This is a genomic window from Ruegeria sp. CDSB013 (assembly GCF_059611165.1).
This window is the reverse complement of the sequence record NZ_JBXWPA010000002.1, coordinates 15,623-33,589: the sequence shown is the minus strand read 5'-3', so window position 1 is coordinate 33,589 and position 17,967 is coordinate 15,623. Positions and strand designations below refer to the sequence as shown.

At 58.8% G+C, this 17,967-nt stretch carries 15 protein-coding genes; 4 read left to right on the top strand and 11 right to left on the bottom strand.

What is annotated here, in order from left to right; genetic code table 11:
* The first annotated feature begins 5 nt into the window (after positions 1-5).
* Positions 6-3,464: a transcription-repair coupling factor gene (gene mfd, locus AC2FJF_RS03625; RefSeq protein WP_496723035.1), complete on the top strand. Its 3,459-nt coding sequence runs from the start codon at positions 6-8 to the stop codon at positions 3,462-3,464.
* On the opposite strand, the gene AC2FJF_RS03620 is transcribed toward mfd, so the two are convergent.
* The 5 genes from AC2FJF_RS03620 to AC2FJF_RS03600 all read right to left on the bottom strand — a co-directional run bounded on the left by AC2FJF_RS03620 (position 3,461) and on the right by AC2FJF_RS03600 (position 9,290).
* Complete coding sequence (locus tag AC2FJF_RS03620) at positions 3,461-4,114, bottom strand: SH3 domain-containing protein (protein ID WP_496723033.1); 654 nt, start codon at positions 4,112-4,114, stop codon at positions 3,461-3,463. The genes mfd and AC2FJF_RS03620 overlap by 4 nt on opposite strands.
* Positions 4,111-5,775 (bottom strand): hypothetical protein, encoded by a 1,665-nt coding sequence (locus tag AC2FJF_RS03615; protein WP_496723031.1) that lies wholly within the window; start codon positions 5,773-5,775, stop codon positions 4,111-4,113. The genes AC2FJF_RS03620 and AC2FJF_RS03615 overlap by 4 nt, the downstream gene beginning before the upstream one ends.
* A gap of 57 nt (positions 5,776-5,832) precedes the next feature.
* A complete protein-coding gene (locus AC2FJF_RS03610) occupies positions 5,833-7,041 on the bottom strand; it encodes an MFS transporter (protein WP_496723847.1) in 1,209 nt (402 codons plus the stop codon).
* Between the two features lie 75 nt (positions 7,042-7,116).
* Entirely contained in the window at positions 7,117-7,776 is a 660-nt protein-coding gene (locus AC2FJF_RS03605; protein WP_496723029.1) for a DsbA family oxidoreductase, read from the bottom strand.
* Positions 7,773-9,290, bottom strand: coding sequence for a class I adenylate-forming enzyme family protein (locus AC2FJF_RS03600; RefSeq protein WP_496723027.1), 1,518 nt, complete (start codon positions 9,288-9,290; stop codon positions 7,773-7,775). Before AC2FJF_RS03600 ends, AC2FJF_RS03605 begins: the two co-directional genes overlap by 4 nt.
* Before the next feature lie 65 nt (positions 9,291-9,355).
* Here AC2FJF_RS03600 and AC2FJF_RS03595 point away from each other — a divergent pair, with 65 nt between their 5' ends.
* Positions 9,356-9,979: a helix-turn-helix domain-containing protein gene (locus AC2FJF_RS03595; protein ID WP_108858481.1), complete on the top strand. Its 624-nt coding sequence runs from the start codon at positions 9,356-9,358 to the stop codon at positions 9,977-9,979.
* Here AC2FJF_RS03595 and AC2FJF_RS03590 read toward each other — a convergent pair.
* Entirely contained in the window at positions 9,968-10,204 is a 237-nt protein-coding gene (locus tag AC2FJF_RS03590; RefSeq protein ID WP_496723024.1) for a hypothetical protein, read from the bottom strand. The two genes, AC2FJF_RS03595 and AC2FJF_RS03590, sit on opposite strands and share 12 nt — an antisense overlap.
* A 468-nt stretch (positions 10,205-10,672) precedes the next feature.
* Positions 10,673-12,487 (bottom strand): extracellular solute-binding protein, encoded by a 1,815-nt coding sequence (locus AC2FJF_RS03585; protein ID WP_496723022.1) that lies wholly within the window; start codon positions 12,485-12,487, stop codon positions 10,673-10,675.
* A 294-nt stretch (positions 12,488-12,781) separates the two neighbouring features.
* On the opposite strand from AC2FJF_RS03585, the gene AC2FJF_RS03580 reads away from it, so the two are divergent.
* Both AC2FJF_RS03580 and AC2FJF_RS03575 read left to right on the top strand, forming a co-directional pair.
* The gene (locus AC2FJF_RS03580; RefSeq protein WP_496723019.1) at positions 12,782-13,555 is read left to right on the top strand and encodes a 3-hydroxybutyrate dehydrogenase; all 774 of its coding nucleotides are present in this window, start codon (positions 12,782-12,784) and stop codon (positions 13,553-13,555) included.
* Between the two features lie 64 nt (positions 13,556-13,619).
* A complete protein-coding gene (locus tag AC2FJF_RS03575; RefSeq protein WP_496723017.1) occupies positions 13,620-14,645 on the top strand; it encodes a patatin-like phospholipase family protein in 1,026 nt (341 codons plus the stop codon).
* Here AC2FJF_RS03575 and AC2FJF_RS03570 read toward each other — a convergent pair whose 3' ends face one another.
* From AC2FJF_RS03570 to AC2FJF_RS03555, 4 genes are all read right to left on the bottom strand, one after another.
* On the bottom strand, positions 14,646-15,323 hold the full coding sequence (locus AC2FJF_RS03570; protein WP_058278068.1) for a DUF502 domain-containing protein: 678 nt from the start codon (positions 15,321-15,323) through the stop codon (positions 14,646-14,648).
* Positions 15,324-15,390: 67 nt separating this feature from the next.
* A complete protein-coding gene (locus AC2FJF_RS03565) occupies positions 15,391-16,305 on the bottom strand; it encodes a pseudouridine-5'-phosphate glycosidase (protein WP_496723014.1) in 915 nt (304 codons plus the stop codon).
* Positions 16,302-17,195, bottom strand: a complete 894-nt coding sequence (locus AC2FJF_RS03560) for a PfkB family carbohydrate kinase (RefSeq protein ID WP_496723012.1) — start codon at positions 17,193-17,195, stop codon at positions 16,302-16,304. The genes AC2FJF_RS03565 and AC2FJF_RS03560 overlap by 4 nt, the downstream gene beginning before the upstream one ends.
* 54 nt (positions 17,196-17,249) lie before the next feature.
* Positions 17,250-17,870, bottom strand: coding sequence for a thiamine phosphate synthase (locus AC2FJF_RS03555; protein WP_496723010.1), 621 nt, complete (start codon positions 17,868-17,870; stop codon positions 17,250-17,252).
* Positions 17,871-17,967 lie beyond the last annotated feature (97 nt).

The following is a 17,967-nucleotide window of genomic DNA, read 5'->3' as shown; positions in this document are numbered from 1 at the left end:
AAGCGATGACAGCTCCGAACCATGTGACGGTTGGCGGCGCTCCCGAAGGGTTTGACGCACAGCTTGTTCTGAATGAGATCGCGCGCGTTGGCGGGCCGGTCTGTCACGTCGCGCGTGATGACAAACGGATGGAGGCAATGCGGGCCGCACTGGCCTTCTTTGCCCCCGATATGCCGGTCTTTGTGTTCCCGGGGTGGGACTGCCTGCCATATGACCGGGTGTCACCCAACGCCGACATTGCGGCGGCGCGTGTGGCGACATTGGCGGCATTAGTACATCAGATGCCGGATCGGTTTGTCCTGCTGACCACACTCAATGCCGCGACCCAGCGGGTGCCTGCGCGGGATGTGCTGCGCGAGGCGGCCTTTACCGCTCGCGTGAATCACCGCGTCGACGAAACGGCGCTGCGGAACTTCCTTGTACGCATGGGGTTCACGCAAAGTCCGACGGTGATGGAGCCGGGCGACTATGCGGTTCGTGGCGGAATCATCGACATTTTCCCTCCGGGCGAATCCGGTCCCGTACGTTTGGATCTGTTCGGAGACGTGCTTGACGGCGCGCGCCGGTTCGATCCGGTCTCGCAACGCACGACCGAAAAGCTGGATGTTGTCGAATTGGCCCCGGTGTCCGAGGTCATTCTGGATGACGCCGCCATAACGCGGTTCCGCCAAAACTATCGCATCGAATTTGGTGCCGCGGGCACCGATGATCCGCTGTACGAGGCGATCAGCGCGGGCCGCAAGCATCAGGGCATCGAACACTGGCTACCGTTCTTCCACGAAAAGCTGGAAACCCTGTTCGATTATCTGCCGGATGCGACGATCACCGTGGATGATCAGGTGACACCCACGCGGCTGGCACGCTGGGATACAATTGCCGATCAGTATGAAACGCGGCGTCTGGCACTGGAAAACCGTTCGCGCATGGATACGGTGTATAAGCCAACACCTCCCGGATTGCTCTATCTGGACGATGCCGCGTGGGAGCAGGCGGTCGGGGACCGGCGGGTGATGCAGTTCAGCCCGCTGCCTCAGGCCAGCGGTCCCGGTGTGATTGATGCAGGCGGGCGGATTGGCCGCAATTTCGCACCAGAGCGGCAGCAGGAAAACATCAGCCTGTTTGGTGCTTTGGCAAGCCATATCACCGACAAGATGGCCAAGGGGCCCGTCTTGATTGCGTCATATTCTGAAGGGGCACGAGAGCGCCTAACAGGGTTGATCGAGGATGAGGGCCTGGCCGAAGCCGTCCCTGTCACCAATGGCACCCGGATCGGCAAACGCGGATTGCATCTGGCTGTCTGGGCGCTTGAGCACGGGTTTGAAACCCCCGGTCTGACCGTGATCGCCGAGCAGGACGTGCTGGGTGACCGCCTCATCCGCCAGCCCAAGAAGCGCCGCAAGGCCGAGAATTTCCTGACCGAAACCCAGTCGCTCAGCCCAGGCGATCTGGTGGTTCACGTCGACCACGGGATCGGGCGGTACATGGGGATGGAGGTGGTCACGGCCGCCGGTGCCGCGCATGAATGCCTGCTGCTGGAATATGCAGAACAGTCCAAGCTGTATCTGCCGGTTGAGAACATCGAGCTGCTGTCGAAATACGGCCATGACGAAGGTCTGCTGGACCGCTTGGGTGGAGGTGCGTGGCAGGCTAAGAAAGCCAAGCTGAAAGAACGCATCCGCGAGATGGCGGACAAGCTGATCCGTATCGCCGCTGAACGCGCTTTGCGCAAAGCTCCGGTCATGGATCCACCGCCCCACGCGTGGGAGGAGTTCAGCGCCCGCTTTCCATATCAGGAAACCGACGACCAGCTGCGCGCGATTTCCGAGGTGATGGAGGACATCCATTCCGGCGCACCGATGGATCGGTTGATCTGTGGTGACGTGGGCTTTGGCAAAACCGAGGTTGCCATGCGCGCGGCCTTTGTCGCCGCGATGTCCGGTGTTCAGGTGGCCGTGATTGCGCCGACCACATTGCTGGCGCGTCAGCACGCGGCCAGTTTCAAGGAACGGTTCCGGGGCTTTCCGCTGGAAGTGCGGCAGCTGTCGCGGTTTGTGTCCGCGAAAGATGCACAGCAGACCCGTGATGGTATGGCGCGCGGGACCGTCGACATCGTGATCGGCACCCATGCGTTGCTGGCCAAGGGTATCCGGTTTAACAATCTGGGCCTGTTGATCATCGACGAAGAACAGCATTTTGGCGTCGGTCACAAGGAACGCCTGAAACAGCTGCGCAGCGACATTCACGTTCTGACCCTGACCGCCACGCCGATCCCGCGGACGCTGCAACTGTCACTGACAGGGGTGCGCGACCTGTCGATTATCGGCACACCGCCTATCGATCGTCTTGCCATTCGCACGTATGTCAGCGAATTCGACGCCGTGACCATACGCGAAGCCCTGCTGCGCGAACACTATCGAGGCGGGCAGAGCTTCTATGTAGTTCCCCGCATCTCGGACCTGCCAGAGATCGAAGAATTCCTAAAAGAACAACTGCCCGAGCTGACTTATATGGTTGCGCATGGGCAAATGGCGGCAGGCGAACTCGACGACCGAATGAACGCCTTTTATGACGGAAAATACGACGTGCTGTTGGCAACGACGATTGTCGAAAGTGGGCTGGATATCCCTACCGCGAACACGATGGTCGTGCACCGGGCGGATATGTTCGGGCTGGCGCAGCTCTATCAGATCCGTGGTCGGGTGGGGCGGTCCAAAACCCGTGCTTATGCGTACCTGACCACCAAACCGCGTCAGAAACTGACGGCGACAGCCGAAAAGCGCCTGCGGGTTCTGGGCTCGCTGGATACACTCGGTGCCGGTTTCACGCTGGCATCGCAGGATCTGGACATTCGTGGTGCGGGCAACTTGCTGGGCGAGGAACAGTCCGGCCAGATGCGCGACGTCGGCTATGAACTTTACCAGTCGATGCTGGAAGAGGCGATTGCCAAGATCAAAGCCGGAGAGATGGAGGGGCTGTCTGAAGCCGACGATCAATGGGCGCCGCAGATCAATCTTGGCGTGCCGGTTCTGATCCCCGAAGATTACGTGCCCGATCTGGATGTGCGCCTTGGGCTTTATCGTCGCTTGTCATCGCTTTCGACCAAGGTCGAGTTGGAAGGTTTTGCCGCAGAACTGATCGACCGGTTCGGAACGCTGCCGAAAGAGGTGAATACCCTGATGCTGGTCGTGCGTATCAAGGCGATGTGCAAGCGTGCAGGGATCGCCAAGCTGGATGGCGGGCCGAAGGGTGCGACAATCCAGTTTCACAACGACAAGTTCGCCTCGCCGGAGGGTTTGGTAGAGTTCATTCAGAACCAGCGCGGGTTGGCCAAGGTCAAGGACAACAAGATCGTCGTCAGACGCGATTGGAAGAAGGACAGCGACAAGATCAAAGGTGCATTTGCCATCGCCCGCGATCTGGCGGAAAAGGTCATGGCAGCGAAGAAGAAAAAGGCGAAAGCCTAGTCTCCGCTGACGAAAGTGCACAATTGCCATTCGCCCGCGTCCGATTTCACAAGCGCGGCGCGGTGACCTGTCATGGGCCATAGAAAGTCGCCGTGCATGAATCCCCGCGTGCCGTCAGTCAGCATCACCGGTTGATAGTCGGCACCGTCTCGATGGGTCGGGACGATGACGATCTCGTAGCTGATGAGGCTCAGCGCTGGGGAGCCTGGTTCGGCGGCTTGCCGAAGACTGACGTTCTCACCGGTGACAAAGTAGGCCACGTAAGGGTCCAATGAGGCAGGCAAGGTGATCTGCCATTGATGCGGCATCCAAAACTCGCCCTCGTCGTCGAAATAGCCCGGTTGGGACAGGGTGGTTTCCAGATCGCTCCAATAGGCTTCGCGGCTCTGGTCTTCTAGAGAGCTGTTTTCCGGGCCGAGGTATTCAAGGAATTCCCCGGGCCCACCGCTTCCGCCATGGCTGAGGTAGATGTCCGAGCAAGCGGCTGCGATCACGGCCTCGGTATCCCGTGCGGCCACGCTCGCCAGCAAACTATCCCGAAAGGCCACGAGGGTAGGATCGCGGTCTGCTTCATCAACCGGCGGAAAGGATTGGCGGTCAGCCAGGGCTGGGCTACAAAAAAGCAGCGACAACATAACTGCGCGGATCATTCTGCGGCCTTCATTGCTGCCTGAGCGCAAAAACACGAGGCCCCGACGGCCCGGTCAGCGCGGGCAAGCGCCAGATCAAGACGCTGTTTGATCAGTTTGATCTCGCCCCCTTCACCGCGTGCTTTTAGACAATCGTGCAGGCCCTTCAGGCTCCAAACATTGTCGGGGTGGATTGAGGCGCGGCTGAGGGTGCCGCCAAGCCCAAGGTCCTCACGATACACCGCTTCGGCCTCGGCCACGTGGCCTTGCTCAAACAACAGCGCACCAAGCGCGTGACGCGCGGGTTGCATCCACCCCCATGGCTCGTCGTAGGGTAGCGTGTCGTCCAATTCGACCGAGCGCCTAAGATGCGCGAATGCGGCGTCATAGTTGCCTTTGCGATACTCAATCTCGCCCCGCAGCATTTCGCGGGCGATGTCCAGCAAGTCGATCACGCGGTTGTTGTGTAGCAGCCGGGTTTCCGGAACCCGCTCCTTGGCGGCAAGGAACAGTTGCTCTTCGGCCTCTGCTTCGGCGACCTGATCTGTGGCGGCAAAAGCGATTGCACGGGCGTAATGGGTGGTCGCGGTGACGGTGCGGTAGAGGTCCTGATCCTCGGGCAAGGGCAGGGCCTTTGCTTCTTCCCACCGGCCAAATCGGATCAGGATGTGCGGCCCCATCGACATGTAGCTTTCGAAGAAATCCGCCATGGGCGGGCTTTCCGTGCGCAGCATCTCTTCGGGGGTGGTGTCCCATATGCCCTGATTGGCGCGCAGGGCAGGTTCCATCTGACCCAGAAACAGCGCGCCATAGATAGCAAAGTGATAGTCGTGCTGGCGATAACCTGTGTAGATGTTGAACGCACCTTCGCGCTCATAATACTTCAGATCAGCTTCGGTCGCCTTTTCGTTCCAATGGACGACGTTCTGATAATGCCCGCACAGGACATCGATATGGGTGGGCATGTGCACCAAATGCCCCGCATCCGGGACCAATGTGCGCAAGATATCCCCGGCCTTCAGCGCCTTTTCTGGTGTTGGCGACATCTCCATCAGATGAACATAGAGGTGCAGCAAGCCCGGGTGCGACATGGCTGCCGGGTCGTCTGCCATTGCGTCTTCCAGGGTTTTTTCCGCCTCCAACGTGGCTGCGCCTTCAGCGGGCTCACCGGTTCTCAAGTTCCACATCTGCCAAGGAGTCAGGTTGAGTAACGCCTCGACATATATAGTGCGCAGATCGAGGTGGTCCGACTGCTCTGCAAAGGCCACGCGCATCGCATCGGCGAAGTCATGGTCCCAGCTATGCATGTCGTCGACGGGATCGCGTTGAGGATACCGCGCGGGTAGGGCGCGGATCAGCGCCTGTTCCGTCGGGCTGCACCCTTCGGCCAAAGCCACGGCTTTCTGCGTGGCATCATAGGCCAGTGCCAGCGCCTTTCGTTGCCCGCGGTCATCCAGCAAGTTCCAAGGAAGGTTGTAGTTTGGCCCTGCAGCATAAGCCACGCCCCAGTGGGCCATCGCGCAGTCAGGGTCAAACTCAAGCGCGCGCTGAAAACACACAACCGCTTCGTCGTGGTTATAGCCGTAGGTCCAATTCAGCCCTCGGTCGAACCAAAGCTGTGCGTCTGCTGAGGCCGTCGTTATCGGACAGGAATATGCGCCAAGATCGTAATAGTCGCTCACTGAAAAACTCCACTCATATTGAGCAGATGTTAGCCTGATTCACCGTTCCTGCACAGATCAGGCTGGAAGCCTGTTTTCGATCCGCCCCATATGCAGCATCAGGCCGAAGCCCGCGGCGCTCATGGCCAGGATGCCAACAGCCAGCGGGGTGATAGACCCGTCGAACATCTGCCCGATGGGGGCCGCAATCGCGGCTGCAAACACGGTCGAGATCGCTCCGATCACCGAGGCTGCCATGCCCGCGATATGGCCCATTGGCTCCATCGCGATGGCGTTCAGGTTGCCCATAGTCATGCCTGCCATAAAGAAGACTGCCGTTTGCCAGCTTACGAAAACGGCGAAAGACATGGTGGGCGAAAGGTCTGCCGCATTCAGGGCGATGACAGCTGTGGTAAAGAGGACCTGCGCGCCCAACGCCCATGTCACGATCCGGCGCATGCCCAATTTGATAACAAGGGCCGCGTTTAAAAGGCTGGCTGAGCCCGCCATCAACGCCACGAACCCGAACCAGAACGGAAAACTGTCGGCACTGTCGTGGATGACATCGTAGACCGGTTGAACCATCGTCAGCATGGTGAACAACATGCCCAGACACAATGTCTGAACCAAGATCGACAGTCGGACAGTTGGATGTGTGAACATCTGGCGTGCGGCGTCCAGTATAAGGGGCAGTCGCAGCGGGCGACGGTTCTCGACCGACAGGGGTTCCGGAAGGCGCAGGCCCATCCAGACGATGGTGATTAGTGAGAACAGGATGAATGAGGCAAAGATACCCCGCCATCCGGTCAGTGCGATCACTCCGGCACCAAGCATTGGCGCGATCGCAGGGACCAGGGTGAAGATCATCATCGCAATCGATACAATCCGCGCCATCTCGCGGCCCGAATACAGATCGCGAATAATCGCCATGGCCACCACGCGCGGGGCCGCACATCCGATCCCCTGGAAGATACGGGCGACCAATAGCATTTCGAGTGATGAACTGGCCCAGGCAGCCGCCGCTGCAATGATATACAGTGCCGATCCGACGTAGATCACTGGTTTGCGGCCAAAGGCGTCCGACAGCGGCCCGGTAAAAAACGTGCCAATCCCCATGCCCAACACAAACGAGGTTAGGATCAGCTGGGCTTTGTTGACGTCGTCGGGGCTGAGTTGCGCGCCGATATTTGGCAGCGCAGGCAACATGGAATCGATCGAAAACGCGATCGTCGCAAACATCATTGCGACAAGTGCTATGAACTCACCCCGTGACATGCGATTGGCCATAACGCCCTCCTGATCTGTTCGCGCTATCATGGCAAATCAGTTGACGCTAGGTGTCAAATTGCACAGAGGTCTGTGCTATTTTGCAGCGGAAGCCTCAAGTTGAGACATGATTTCAGCAATCACTTTTTCCCACATTTCAGGGGGTTGCGCCCCAGGGACGGCATGTTGATTGGCAACGATGAACGTCGGGACAGAGCTGACGCCCATTTGCCTGGAATGGCTGTCACGGTTGCTGATATCCTCGCGATCGGCATCGGATTTCAGCAGTTTCAGCACGACCGCTGCGTCCATGCCTGCATTGTCGGCAATATCCGCCAGAACCTCATGATCGCCGATATCGCGGGCCTGTACGAAATAGGCATCGAACAGTGCATCGACCACGGCGTTCTGTTTGCCTTCAATCCCTGCCCAATGGATCAGGCGGTGCGCGTCCAGAGTGTTGGGCGTGCGCTTCATACCTTCGAAGTCGATCTTAAGGCCTGCGTTCTCGGCATGATCAACGACCGGAGCATAGGCACGCACCGCGCCTTCCTTGCCCCCGAACTTGCGTTCGAGATACTCGCGGCGATCCATCCCGGCATCCGGCATGTCGGGGTTCAACTGGAACGGATGCCATTCGATCACAAACGGATGGTCCGGGATCGCCGCCAGCGCCTTGTCCAGATGGGTTTTGCCGATATAGCACCACGGGCAGATCGGGTCGGACATGATATCAAGCTTGACGGTCTCGGTCATGGGTTGGTCGCCTTGAAATAGGCCGGCAGCGCCCGGCGCAGAAGTTTCCCGTTCCCGCCGGTGGGCAGTTCAGGCAGATGGATAAAGGCGCGCGGTTGCTTATAGCGCGCCAGATTTGCCTCGACATAGGTGTGCAGGGCGTCGTCGTCCAGCTTTTCTGGTCCTGTATAGAAGGCTGCTATCACAAATGTGTCCTGTTTGACCTCGACTGCCGCAGCCCCGACCTGCGCGATGCCGGGATATCGGGACAGCGCGGCCTCGACCTCAACCGGAGACACCCTATAGCCGCCTGCATTCATCATATCGTCATCGCGTCCCAGATAGGTGATCTGGCCATCCACGGCCATGGCCCCTTGATCGCCGGTTACGAACCATTCGTCCTGCATCCGGGCTTCGGCCTCGTCCGGGGCGTTGAGATAGGTCAGCATCAAGCCGGGGTCGGACCGGTGTATGGAAATGGTGCCTTCCTGACCCTGAGGAACGGGACCGTCAGGTCCCAGGATGGCCACACGGCGGCCGGGCTGCGGTTGGCCCAATGCATCGGACCGCGCTGGATGCGCCGGGCTGGACGAAATGAAAGTCGAACACTCGGACATGCCATAAGCTTCGTAGAGTTCAGTGCCGGTCGCTTGCGTCCACTGTTCATGCAGATGCCGCGACAGTTTTTCTCCGGCGCATAACCCATGCCGCAATTCCGGTAGGTTGAGGTTGTCTGTTGCACTCACCACCTTACGGAATACGCCGGGTGCTGCAGCAAAGATGGTGGCCTGATGACGGCGTAGCAGGGCGGGTAGTGCGTCCAGATCGGTGCCCGGCGCGGGGATAAGAGCCGTTGCGCCAATGGTCCAGGGATCCATTAGACCGGTGCCCAAAGTATAGGTCCAGTTGAACGCGCCCGCGTGACACAGGCGATCGGTTTCACGCAGCCCGTACCAGCCATCCACCATCATCTGACGCGCCCAGATGGCACGATGGGCATGGGCTACAGCCCTCGGTTTTCCCGACGTGCCCGAAGTATAGACGACATAGGCCATCCTTTCCGGGTCACCCATTTGATACTCAGCAGCAGGCAGATCACGCATTCCGGCCAAATCGGACAGGTCAATCTGAACCGGGTGCGCGGCGCACGCAACCTGTGGGTCACGCAGAATGGCGGCAGGCTTGAGGTCCTTGATCATGCGCTCTGTTTCTGGTTCGGTCAGCTGCGATGATGTTGGCACCGGGACGATGCCGACAGCAATCGCTCCGAGATAGGCAATCGGGAAATCGACCGTGTTTCCAAGCCGCATCAACGCGATATCGCCGGGCTTCAAACCAGCTTTCAACAACCCTGTGCCAGTGCCCAGAATGGCCTGCTGCAACTCGCTATACGTCAAATGCTCGGCATCCGAAGACCCTAGAACAGACAGGGCGGTCTTGTCCGAAAGCTTGGCGGCACAGCGCAGCACATGCGCTGCCAGATTGAATGGAGAGGGGCAGGCGGGCGGCGGTCCCTGATCAAAAATAGAAAGCATGGCAACTGGCTAGCGCGACCACTGCTGCGTTGCAAGCGCGACAGGCTGCGCCTATAGAATGACGCATGAGCACCCAAGACCAGACATCTTTGATCCGCATTGCCCGGGACTCGGGCGAACATACGGAAGTTGAACCACTGGACCTCGGCGCGCGTGTGCGCGAGCTGCGGAAAGCGCGGAAATGGACGCTTGAACAAGCGGCCACGCAGGCTGGTCTGGCGCGTTCAACGCTCAGCAAGATCGAAAACGGTCAGATGTCGCCCACCTATGACGCGCTGAAAAAGCTTGCGACCGGTCTTGAGATCTCGGTGCCACAGTTGTTCACGCCGCCACAGCGGGATCAGGTGATCGGCCGGATGGCCGTGACGCGCATGGGCGAAGGGTCTGCCCATCCCACAACCACCTATGAACATGAACTGCTGGCCGAAACGCTGACAAAAAAGCAGATGCTGCCCTATCGGGCCCGTGTCCGCGCGCGGTCAATGGATGAGTTCGACGGCTGGGTCCGACACGACGGCGAAGAGTTCTTGTATGTCCTGACGGGTGTTGTGCGCCTTTATACCGAGTTTTATGAACCAGTCGAAATGCGCCGCGGCGACAGCGCCTATTACGACGGGAGCATGGGGCACAATGTAATCTCGGTCAGCGACGAAGATGCAATGATCCTGTGGGTGACATCACTTACTTAACGACCGGCTGAATTCGCGATTCAAACCTTCCGTGAACAAAAAATCTTCAAGCTCTTCGTGGGCTTCGTTCATGGTCAGTTGATGACGTTCAGCCAGATACGCTTCGAAACATTTGCGGTCTTGGCTTAACCGCACCATGTCCTGATCCCGCAGGTTCGGAAATCTCCGTTTGGCGCGCGTATACATAGCGTCCAGGTCTTGCGTCAGATCGGTCCATTTCAACATTAGACAGCTTTCCGTTTTCATGGTTTCAAACCGCTCGCCCCAAGAACCAGCGTACGAAGGTGGTGGGGGCGTTCGGGCATGACAAAATGTCGCACCCGAGGTCGGGAGGCGGTTTGATTTTTGACGGGGTTGAAAGTGCCCGTTGCAGCCTATCCGCAACGGGCAGACGGACCTGATTTTGAGTGAGTGGAGGCCGGTCCGTAAATTCGATGTGCTGCGCACCGGACGAAGAGTTACGTTTTGAAATTCAAAGCAATAATCAATTCGTGCAGCGTACTGCAGCTTATGCACAAGCTATATCGCTAAACCCAGTTCAGTAAAGCTTTTTGTGTGAGTTTCTTAGGGGAGCACTTGACGTTGGGGCAATTGCAACATGTTGGCGCACCAAAAACTCGACCCGCAATATGCGGTGCCAATAGGCTGTGCGCCGATTTCCGCCCACGTCCCTTTGGTGCTGCGCGTGACCCGTTACTGTTCGTACCACCAAACCTGCGGCATGTATTCTGGCCCATCGCCATAGATCGGCAAGTTTTCCGGCTGCTTGAGTTCCTTGGCGTGGGCGATCCTGCCTACATCAAAGTTCCAGATCGGAATGACATAGCGCCCGGCGGTCAATACACGATCAAGCGCGCGCGTTGCAGCAACGAAATCCTCATGACTTTCCGAGGCCAGCATGGCGTCAATCATTCCGTCCACAGCGGGTGAAGCCACCCCCATCAAATTGCGCGTGCCCGGAGTATTCGCGTTTTCGCTGCCCCAGTAGAGGCGCTGCTCGTTGCCGGGTGACAGGGACAACGCACGACGGAAATAGGTCATGTCGAAATCCAACTCGGATGTACGGCTGGTGAACTGGGCGCTGTCGACCTGCTCGGTGCTCACCGCGATGCCAAGACGTTCCAGTGCGCGCGTGTAGATCTCGATTGCCGTTTCGCTTTCGGTGTCGCCCTGTTGCAGCAACACGGTCAAGGTAAAGGCATCGCCGTTTTCGTTACGCAGCACGCCGTCCTGAATGGTCCAGCCAGCCTCGGCCAACAGTTTGGTGGCGGCGCGGATGTTCGAACGATTGCGGGCCGATCCGTCACTTTCAGGCAATGTATAGCCTTCAAGCGTTCCGGGAGGCAGGTCGTCCTTGAACTCCATCAGCAACTCTTCGATGCGACCACTTGCCGGGCCAGGCTGCATCGAAAGGTCCGAGCCTGAGAAATAGGATGTGATACGCGGCTGTGCGTTGCCGGTAATCGTGTCGTTGATGAATTCGAAATTGAACGCCAGCGTGAGCGCCTCGCGGACACGCCAGTCGTCAAACGGTGCTTTGCGGGTGTTCATGACAAACCCGGTCATGCCCGAGGGCTTGCCGTGCGGGATCTCGGTCTTGACGACATCACCACGCTGGACGGCCGGGAAATTGTATTGGTTGGCCCATTTGTCGGCATTGAATTCACGTACCGCGGTCAGTTCTCCGGCTTTGAAGGCCTCGAATAGAACAGTGCCGTCGCCGTAGAACTCGATCCGCATTTCGTCCAAATTCATGGTGCCTTTACGGAAGGGGATGTCAGTGCCCCAATAATCCGGGTTCCGCTTGAGGTTCACGTATCTACCGGCCTCATAGCTGTCGACAACATAGGGGCCTGTGCCGATAGGGATGTCATGCAGCCCGGCATTGGCAAAATCTTTACCTTCCCACTGGGCTTTCTGCAGGATCGGGCGCAGGCCGGCGATCAGGGCAAGCTCGCGGTCGGGTTCGTTAAAGGTGATGCGCACCGAGCGGGGCCCGGTCTGTTCAATACTGTCAATCTTGCTCCACAGCCCGCGATAACGCAGGTGGCCTTCGGTTCCCAAAGTCTCATACGACCAGATGACATCGTCCACTGTTACTGGTGTACCATCCGAGAATTCTGCGTTCTCACGCAGGGTGAATTCGACCCAGGACCGGTCCGGCGCTGTCTCAACTGATTCGGCTAACAGCCCGTAAAGAGTGAAAGGTTCGTCCCAGGATCGGCCCATTAGGCCCTCGTGGGTCCAAAATCGCAATTGCCAGGGCGAGCTGCCTTTTTGCACGAACGGGTTCAAACTGTTATAGCCGCCCGTATTTCCGAACACGACTTTCCCGCCTTTGGGCGCGTCTGGATTTGCGTAGGGCAGGGACACAAAATCCGGTGGTAGGGCCGGGTCACCATACATAGCTATGCCATGGGTCGATTCTGCATAAGCAATTGACGTGCTCAAAAGTGCAGTGATTCCCGCGATCAATGGACGAACGGGGCGGAGAAAATCGGGGCTCATTTTGGAAACAATCCTGCTCTGGCCTTATTTTGTTGGGATTCATCGTAGCTATGATTTTTCTTGTTTTCAAACTTTTAGCTTGGACGAACACAAGAAATTGCTTATAAAGGACGCACTGCTCGATAGGTTTCTTGCCTGTATGAAACCTGCCTCAATAACTTAACGCCCGCTTCGTGCGGGCGTTTTTTTTTGTTCGGATCTGTCGTAGGATGCGTCGCCCGAATGTTTCCCCGTTTTCTTTGCAGCTGCAGCATGGCACTGTGTCGCCAAAGTTGATTTTGTGGGAGTTCGGCCATGAGCCTTTCGGGAAAAACAGCCATTATCACCGGATCGAATTCAGGGATCGGATTGGGCGTCGCGCGTGAGCTGGCGAAGGCCGGGGCCAACGTTGTGCTGAATTCATTTACCGACCGCGACGAAGATCATGCGCTGGCCGCCGAGATTTCGAAAGAGACGGGTACCAGCGCACGTTATATCAAGGCAGACATGTCTAAAGGTGAAGAATGCCGCGCGCTGATCGAAAATGCGGGGGCGTGTGATATTCTGGTGAACAACGCGGGCATTCAGCATGTCGCGCCGGTTGATCAGTTTCCGGTCGAAAAGTGGGATGCGATCATCGCGATCAACATGAACTCGACATTTCATACGATGGCCGCAGCGCTGCCAATGATGCGGAAGGCCGGGTGGGGACGTATTGTGAATATCGCCTCGGCACACGGGCTGACGGCATCCCCGTTCAAGGCGGCCTACGTTGCGGCAAAACACGGCGTGGTTGGCATGACCAAAACCGTCGCTCTGGAAACAGCGCAAGAGCCGATCACATGCAACGCGATCTGCCCGGGTTACGTCCTGACCCCATTGGTCGAAGCGCAGATCCCGGGCACGATGAAGGAATACAACATGAGCCGTGAGGACGTGATCAAGAACGTGATGCTTGAACGGCAACCTTCGAAAGAATTCGCCACGGTCGAGCAATTGGGTGGCACCGCGATCTTCCTGTGCTCGGATGCGGCAGCGCAAATCACCGGGACCACGATCTCGGTCGATGGCGGTTGGACAGCGTTGTGAGGTTTCACGGGGGCGATGGCCCCGCACCCCCGGAGTATTTTGGAAAAGATGAAGGGGCAGGACGGTGAAACGGATCAATCTGGCTTTGCAGGGTGGGGGCGCGCACGGTGCCTTTACCTGGGGCGTTCTGGACAGGCTGCTGGACGAAGAAGATATCGAGGTTGCGGCGATCACAGGGACCTCGGCCGGGGCGCTGAATGGCGCTGCCTTCAAATCCGGGATGGTGCACAACGGACGCGACGGCGCGCGGGCCTGTCTGGACGGGCTATGGGCACGGATGGGTGCGGTGGGGGATATGCGCCTTGCCAACTGGATGCAGGCGCTGGAGCCCGCACAGATTGCCCAGTCGATGGAGTATTCACTGCCATTCTCGATTGGCGATGCCTGGTCGCGAATGGTGTCGCCTTATGCCTATGGTCCGTTTTACCGCAATCCTCTGAAACCGGTTGTGGATCGGTTCAACTTTGATGAGATTTGCACGGATCAGGGACCCCAGTTGTTTGTCTGCGCGACCTGTGTACGCAGCGGCAAGATCCGGGTGTTCACCGGGGAAGAGATTTCAACGGATGCCATTTTGGCCTCGGCCTGCCTGCCGAACCTGTTTCAGGCCGTCGAGATATTTGACCCCAGCTCGGGCCGGACCGAGGCATATTGGGATGGTGGTTACACTGGAAACCCGGCGCTTTATCCCCTGTTTAACAATGATTTGCCTGAAGATGTCGTGGTCGTGAACATCAACCCGCTTGAGCGTGATGAGGTGCCGAAAACTCCGCAGCAGATCCAGAATCGGATCAACGAGATCAGCTTTAACTCATCCCTGTTTCGCGAGCTGCGGGCGATCAATTTTGTTCAGCGTCTGTTGGCGGACGGCAAGCTGACGGCCGGAGAGATGAGCCGCGTATTTGTTCACATGATCGCGGATGACGAATTGATGAACGATTTGTCCGTGGCAACCAAGACGGTTCCCAACCCTGTGATACTGCATAAACTGAAGGACGCCGGGCGCGCCGCAGCGCATCGGTTCATTGGTGATCACAAAGCCGATCTCGGCGCACGCAGCACCGTCGACTTGCCCGAGATGTTCGGCTGATCACTCCGGTGGCTGCGTCGGGTCTTTTTCGTTGGGGTAAACAAGGCCTGCGGAAATCACCAGCTTTGCGGCGTCCTCGATAGTCATATCCAGCAGGATCACGTCCTCGGCTGGGAAGAACAGCAGGAAGCCCGAGGTCGGGTTGGGCGTGGTCGGAACAAAAACGCCCAGCAGTTCGCCCCCGGTTTCAGCCCGCTCGCTGACTTCGCCTTTTGCCGCGGTAGAGACGAAACCGATCGCCCAGATGCCGCGGCGGGGGTATTGGATCAGGCATGCTTTTTCGAATGACCGTTCAGTCTGGGCAAACACCGTTTCCGAGATCTGTTTGATCCCGGAATAGACGGATCGAACAACGGGCATCCGGCTGACAAGGCTTTCGGCAATTTGGATCAGGGACCGGCCCAGAATACCTTTGGCGATCCATCCAACCAGAACTGTGAAGATCAAAAAAATGACAACGCCGACGCCGCGCAGGTTGATGCCCACGTATTCCTGCGGCTGGAACCGCTGTGGAATTATGGGCAGCACCGCGCTGTCGATCCAGCCGACCACGGACCAGATCAGCCAGATGGTCAGCCAAACCGGCGCAATCACAACGATGCCCGTCAGGAAAGACGCGCGCAGTCGCGAAAACAGGCCCGGGCGGCGATGTGGTTCTTCGTCAAATGGCGTGTTCATTGCGGTCCTGAGCGGTTTTCTGCCGAGTTAGTTAAGCAGTCGGGTGCCTTGGTACAATAGGCTTAAGTCAATCGGTCTTCGCGGCTAGAGCACGGGCAATCCCGGCTGCCAGTCGCGCGTTGTTGCGGACCAAAGCGATATTGGCGGCCAGCGAACGCCCTTCGGTCTGTTCGTAGATCCGCTGCAGCAGGTACGGCGTGACACCCTTGCCGCTGATCCGGTGCGTATCTGCGTCGGCCTGTGCCGAGGCAATGATAGGTGCCAGTTCTTCGGCCGGGATCTGATCGTCGGCTGGGATCGGGTTGGCGACCAACTGACCGCCGGGCAAGCCAAGCGCGCGGCGCGTGGCGTGGGCCGTGGCGATGTCTTCGGCGCTGTCCATACGCAGGGGCGCGGCATACGGGGATTTGGCGGACCAGAAGGCCGGGAATTCGTCCTGCCCGTAGGCGATGACAGGAACGCCCAGCGTTTCCAGAACCTCGAGCGTTTTTGCCAGATCGAGGATAGCCTTTGCGCCCGCGGCTACAACTGTAACCGGAGATTGGGCCAGCTCATGCAGATCGGCTGAGATATCAAAGGTCGTCTCGGCACCCTGATGCACGCCGCCGATGCCACCGGTGGCAAACACTTCGATCCCGGCATAATGGGCGGCGATCATCGTGGCGGCGACCGTGGTCGCTCCGGTTCCGCCAGTTGCCATGCAGGCGGCCATGTCTGCGCGTGACAGCTTGGCGACGCCCTGCGCCTGACCCAACGCTTTCAGCTCATCAGCCTCAAGGCCCACATGCAGTTTGCCATTGATCACGGCCATTGTGGCCGGAACCGCGCCCGCGTCGCGGATGTCCTGTTCGACCTGGGCCGCAACTTCGATATTCTGAGGGTAGGGCATCCCGTGGGTGATGATGGTGCTTTCCAGCGCAACGATGGGTTGGCCTGCGTCCTTGGCGGCGCGGACCTCGGCGGAATATTGAATGTCTATCACAGTGGGGTCTCTCCGGATACGTAAGTTGCGGCGGCGTTTAGGGCGCGGGTCAGGGCCTCGGCACTGGATGCTCCACCGGATTCTGAGGCGATGTGGGCCGCCATGAATGTGTCGCCTGCGCCGGTTACGCGGGTAACCAGAACGGACGGGGGTGTTTGGGTCAGGATTTCGTCCGCATTACCAACCGTGGCCGAGCTTCCGCCGTCGGTGACCAACACGCGCAGCGCGCCGCGATCCAGCAGGCCTTTGGCGGCGCTTTCGGAATCCTTGAATTCGCGCTGGCACAGGATGCCGGCTTCTTCGAGGTTCACATACAGCGTGGCCCGCGCATGCCTCAGGAACGGCAGCAAGCGTTCGGCTTTACCGGGCGAGGCCGGTGCCACACGCAGATCGGCGCGCGCAAAGGCGGGGCTTTGGGCGATTTCCTCAAGCAAGTTCAGTGTCAGATTGCCGTCCAGTGCGATAGGTCCTTCAAACGGCTCGTTTTCGTACCCTAGCGGCCCGTGCATTAGCGGGCGCAGGATTTTGGCACCCGCGGCCTCAAGCGAATGCGCATCGGCAATGGCTGCGATCAGGCCGTTGGCCCCTTCGACTGCCATGTACCGGTCGGTCGGCAAATCCTGCGAACGGTAAATATGATCCGTCACCATGCCCAATCGGGAACACGCGTTTGCCAGCTCATCACCCTCAGGATCGCGCCCGATGGCAGTCAGCAGAGTGGGGGTCATGCCAAAGCGCACAAGCGTCATGGCGATGTTCATGGCCACGCCGCCGGGCAGGCGGGTGATCCGCCCCGGAACGTCCGAGCCCTGCCGCATGGCGCTGGCGGACCGGCCAATCACGTCCCAAAGAACCGAGCCGATACAAAGGATGTCGCTGTTCTGAGTCATGTCGTCGTCATGCCGCAGCCCCGGCGAAGGTGCAAGCGTTAACGCTCGCACTGATCAGCGCATCGCGTCAGTCAGATCCTTCAGCGCGGCCAGAGGGTCATCTTGTGACCAGATCTCGTCCCCGATTCCGAAAAAATCGGTGCAGGGGGCTAGGTCGCGAACCAAGTCGGGATTCAGGCCACCCTCGGCAACGACTGGAACTTCAATCGTCTCAGACCACCATTGGAACAGATCCATTTCGGCCATCGTGCCATCACCCAGCGTTGACGCGCCCACCGGTCCAAAGGCGACATAGTCCGCGCCGGCCTCACCCGCGGTCATCCCATCATGGCTGGACGCACCGCAAAAGCTGCCAACGATGGCGTCCGCGCCCAATTCCTTTCTTGCAAACCGAACCGAGCGCGCGGCGTCATCCAGGTGCACCCCGTCCAACCCCAATCGCTGCGCCAGCAGAACATGGTTTGAGATAACCAGCGCCACATCGCGCGCATGGGCAACCTCACGGCAGGCGTCCGCCGCGCGGGCGATGGTGTCTTCATCGCCACCAGCCAAGGCCAGACGGATACAGGCGATCTCTGCCCCGTCCAGCACGCTGGCCAAGCGGTCGGGAAAGCTGCTCAGTTCGATGGTCGGTGGCGTAATCAGGTAAATCTGCGGCTGCTCGGGGGTGTCCATTGGCGCGTCCTTCGCTTTCAGTCTTTTGCGCGGTTTAGCGGATTGCGGCGGGGAAGCAAACTTTTATGCTGGTTTCCGGCCCAAATGAAGGCGCGAA

Bases quoted from the DNA above. Each gene is read 5' to 3' on its own strand.
- AC2FJF_RS03560 (WP_496723012.1), bottom strand. From the start codon at position 17,195: ATGACTCAGAACAGCGACATCCTTTGTATCGGCTCGGTTCTTTGGGAC.
- AC2FJF_RS03555 (WP_496723010.1), bottom strand. From the start codon at position 17,870: ATGGACACCCCCGAGCAGCCGCAGATTTACCTGATTACGCCACCGACC.
- AC2FJF_RS03590 (WP_496723024.1), bottom strand. From the start codon at position 10,204: ATGTTGAAATGGACCGATCTGACGCAAGACCTGGACGCTATGTATACG.
- mfd (WP_496723035.1), top strand. From the start codon at position 6: ATGACAGCTCCGAACCATGTGACGGTTGGCGGCGCTCCCGAAGGGTTT.
- AC2FJF_RS03610 (WP_496723847.1), bottom strand. From the start codon at position 7,041: ATGGCCAATCGCATGTCACGGGGTGAGTTCATAGCACTTGTCGCAATG.
- AC2FJF_RS03570 (WP_058278068.1), bottom strand. From the start codon at position 15,323: ATGAACACGCCATTTGACGAAGAACCACATCGCCGCCCGGGCCTGTTT.
- AC2FJF_RS03595 (WP_108858481.1), top strand. From the start codon at position 9,356: ATGAGCACCCAAGACCAGACATCTTTGATCCGCATTGCCCGGGACTCG.
- AC2FJF_RS03580 (WP_496723019.1), top strand. From the start codon at position 12,782: ATGAGCCTTTCGGGAAAAACAGCCATTATCACCGGATCGAATTCAGGG.
- AC2FJF_RS03600 (WP_496723027.1), bottom strand. From the start codon at position 9,290: ATGCTTTCTATTTTTGATCAGGGACCGCCGCCCGCCTGCCCCTCTCCA.
- AC2FJF_RS03605 (WP_496723029.1), bottom strand. From the start codon at position 7,776: ATGACCGAGACCGTCAAGCTTGATATCATGTCCGACCCGATCTGCCCG.
- AC2FJF_RS03620 (WP_496723033.1), bottom strand. From the start codon at position 4,114: ATGATCCGCGCAGTTATGTTGTCGCTGCTTTTTTGTAGCCCAGCCCTG.
- AC2FJF_RS03585 (WP_496723022.1), bottom strand. From the start codon at position 12,487: ATGAGCCCCGATTTTCTCCGCCCCGTTCGTCCATTGATCGCGGGAATC.